A 3,265-nucleotide genomic window follows, 5' to 3' on the forward strand; every position below is an offset into this window, starting at 1 on the left:
TGGAAAGCCGGCCATGGGCCGGCTTTTTTGTTTTTGTGAATCATGATCGATCGATTTGTAGCCTGGGGGCACGGAGATTTCAAGGGTATTGATTTTCCGGTGACGAGCCGCCATTGAATATTCGGACAAGTACGGAATCTCTTGTGGCTTATCGTATGAATATGAAAGTAAATGTTTTTATTGTTTTCTTTCAATTCTTTCTATATCTTCAGAAAATTGGATTTCGTCAGATGGTGGTGTAATTGATGGTTCAGGAAGAACCTTGCGAATTGATTCGGTATGCGAAGTATGCATATGAGCGAATCTTATGCGACATGGCAGGGCCGGGTTGTTGATGAGTTTTTGCGCGAACGAATTTTTGTAGTGGATTGGACTGGTGCTCCAAGGAGTTGACGTTCGGGTGAATTGTGATCGAGGGGTGATGTGTCGATGAAAAATGGAGCACATATGCATCTGGTCGATCGTCTCAAGAAGTGTGGTCATTATTGTTCGAGGACGGTGATGCTCGGTGTCGATGGACGAGCGAATGTATGGTATGTGTCGAACGCGATAAGACAGATTTGTATTGCGACCGTGATTATCAGTGTGAGCATTTCTGTTGTTGGGTGTAGAAACCTATCCGTCAATGAACTACCAATCCGTGCCAAGCGGGACTTCTTGATGGATGTTAAGACGGTCGTGGACGTAGTTGAGTTGAGTGATGTCGATTCGGTTTCTTCCCGTTTGCGAGTTGTTTATCGAGTGAAGCCGAGTGAGGCCGTCTTTGACGCCGATGAAAAATCGGTTATCGGTTATCGTGTTGAGGCGATAAAGATGGCCGCTTCGAAGGAATACCGAGCGGATGGAAGGTATTCATATGGAATTTTTTGGCCAACGGAACGGAGCTTCACAAGGGTTCTATTGGCATTGCCGGTAAACGCTGATATGACATGCGTTACGCCTTCCGATCTGATTGAAGTGTTTGGAGATGTCGTCAAGCGACCAGAGCCACACGGGAATGGGTGGGGGTATGTATACACGCCGGAGAGAGTGGGGGTGAAAGCGACTTTTGGTTTTTTGAGTAACCAGTGCTTGGCTTCGGTGACTTTATTTAAAAACAATTCGTACGATTGAGTTCGATTTGTTTGATGTGGGATTTTGATTTCAGGCGCGATGGGTTGGTGATTTAAGCCAATTTGGCATAATTTCGATGACTGATTGTAAGGGGCTGGCATGTCGAAAATTACCGGAAGAGAGGAAATATTTAAAGGTTTGAATTTGAGCGAAGGTGTGATTGGTTTGATAAATAAAAGCCAAACTCTGGTCGATCAGGCTCATAAATATAATAAAGATATTTTGGCTGAGAATGTTCGGCCAATTGAGGTTGATGTCAATAGGGGAGGGATTTTCTGGAGCTCTATTGAGAAAGGTATTTATTTTGGGAGCTACGGAGATGCAGGATATGAGGCACTCGATCCGCGCGTCTTTGTCGGCATATTGAGTCATGAGCTGGGTCACTACATCAACGATGCGCGTGATAAAGCGAGGGAGCAGTTTTATGCAGATAAGATGCGGGATAATTATGATGTTGCTGCTATTGTCGGAGTAACAAAGGAGGCGGAGGCGGCCTACAATAATTGGAAAATTGCACGGGAAATTTACGAGAATAACGGGTCGTTGATCTCCGTGCTTGGCGATCGTCCGGACTATGTGTCGGCACCCGGCTATGACATCTATCACATGCTTACTAAAGTTTACGACTCGAACGTCGGAAAGATGTCAGCGGATATGTTAGAAAAGGCAATGATAGAGGTTGCCGGAAGCTATCTTGCTCAGGCGAGTCCCGGAGCGAATTTGAACGTCAACTACTATGACTATTACGGATCGGCTTATGGCGCGTCACCAAAGCGCTTGTCCCACGCTCCCGTTGCTGCAGTGAACTACTCGGTAGATTTCGAGACGGGACTGGTGAAATCAGTGACGTTGCATTTCTCCACCGGTATGCAGCAGAAAAATCAATATGATCGCGGGTTGTTGAGCACGGCAGCGTTATATGGTCCAAACGGACAGATTGTCGAATATGCGCGATATGCGGCTAACGGTTTGAAGACTGAGGAAATCATCTACGATTCCATCGGAAACGGAACGATCACCCGAATTGACACTAACGGTGACGGCGTTTTCGACAACATCAAAACAGAAACCCGCCTCGCCGACGGCGCCAGCGTAATCCGCGAAGACACGAACGGCGATGGCGTTGCCGATCACAATTTCGTCGTGAACGGAGGCCAGCGCTACGACCTGTCCAACGTCCGCGATGCCGCCTTTGCAGACAGCCTTCTCGATGACGCTACCAACAGCACTTCCGCAATCAACTAGATGCATATTCGCAAGCACTTGCGCGTCGCTCACCATCGATCACACATCATGGACTTTCCTGGTTTTTGTAAATACCAACTTGAGAGACGCACCCCTTACCTGAGATATGAAAAGTGACCGTCGTTTTAGCATCGCGATTATCACGCACGTACTCCAACGTCTTTATATCAACGATCGGATACCCCCCGACGTCATCAAATACATCTATAAAATCGTATGGTGCAATACAGATCACTTCATGATCTACCGGAAAGGATATCGAAACCCTAAAAAAATCACGCCCTTTAGGCTGGAATATATCGTAAGTAAATTCTCGACCTCGATAATATTCTTTAGAGAATGCGTAGCGAGTCACATTGACGGAATACCCCTTGACCGAACGACCATCCTTGTCGATGACGACAACCTTTGAATTTCTCTGATATTCGACCCTCAGCAACTTAGAAACAAACTCTACGTCCTCCAGATCACCCGAATCCGCGACAGCTTTGACATCACTCAAGAACTGATGCGGCGACCGAATTGGCAGCTCGCTCGCCGGCTTAGTCGCGCACGCAGAGGTAATTCCGATAATTGAAATTAGGATACCTATTTTTTGTACACGTCTCATATCCATTTACATTACCTCATTGTCCATATCAGCCCCTCCCCCGTCCTTCATGGCTCACCGCCCCCAATCGAACTCTCAAAAGATATCGAAATAATTGAAAGAAAACAAGAAAAGTCATTATTTTCATACATATACTAAAAATGAAAATAATTTCGTACATATCCGATTACTCACTGACCCAACCTCATCAGCAAATCGATACGTTGAAAGCACCACCAAATCAGTCTGGAGTTCCCATAAGCTGGCAACCAATTGCCCGGCCAAAAACAAAAAAGCCGGCCCATGGCCGGCTTTCCC

3 protein-coding genes are annotated in these 3,265 nt (G+C 46.3%); 2 read left to right on the forward strand and 1 reads right to left on the reverse strand.

Features of this window, described 5'->3' with window-relative positions:
- The first annotated feature begins 447 nt into the window (after positions 1–447).
- Both KVT39_RS36195 and KVT39_RS36200 read left to right on the forward strand, forming a co-directional pair.
- Positions 448–1,113, forward strand: coding sequence for a hypothetical protein (locus KVT39_RS36195; protein WP_146120798.1), 666 nt, complete (start codon positions 448–450; stop codon positions 1,111–1,113).
- Positions 1,114–1,212: 99 nt separating this feature from the next.
- On the forward strand, positions 1,213–2,358 hold the full coding sequence (locus tag KVT39_RS36200) for a hypothetical protein (protein WP_254640790.1): 1,146 nt from the start codon (positions 1,213–1,215) through the stop codon (positions 2,356–2,358).
- 46 nt (positions 2,359–2,404) lie between these two features.
- Here KVT39_RS36200 and KVT39_RS36205 read toward each other — a convergent pair whose 3' ends face one another.
- On the reverse strand, positions 2,405–2,974 hold the full coding sequence (locus KVT39_RS36205) for a hypothetical protein (protein WP_217591403.1): 570 nt from the start codon (positions 2,972–2,974) through the stop codon (positions 2,405–2,407).
- Positions 2,975–3,265 lie beyond the last annotated feature (291 nt).

It is taken from the genome of Burkholderia sp. GbtcB21, from assembly GCF_019091065.1.
Classification (GTDB): Bacteria; Pseudomonadota; Gammaproteobacteria; order Burkholderiales; family Burkholderiaceae; genus Burkholderia; species Burkholderia pyrrocinia_C.

Coding starts and splice junctions, on each gene's coding strand:
- KVT39_RS36195 (WP_146120798.1), top strand. CDS start 448: ATGCATCTGGTCGATCGTCTCAAGAAGTGTGGTCATTATTGTTCGAGG.
- KVT39_RS36200 (WP_254640790.1), top strand. CDS start 1,213: ATGTCGAAAATTACCGGAAGAGAGGAAATATTTAAAGGTTTGAATTTG.
- KVT39_RS36205 (WP_217591403.1), bottom strand. CDS start 2,974: ATGGATATGAGACGTGTACAAAAAATAGGTATCCTAATTTCAATTATC.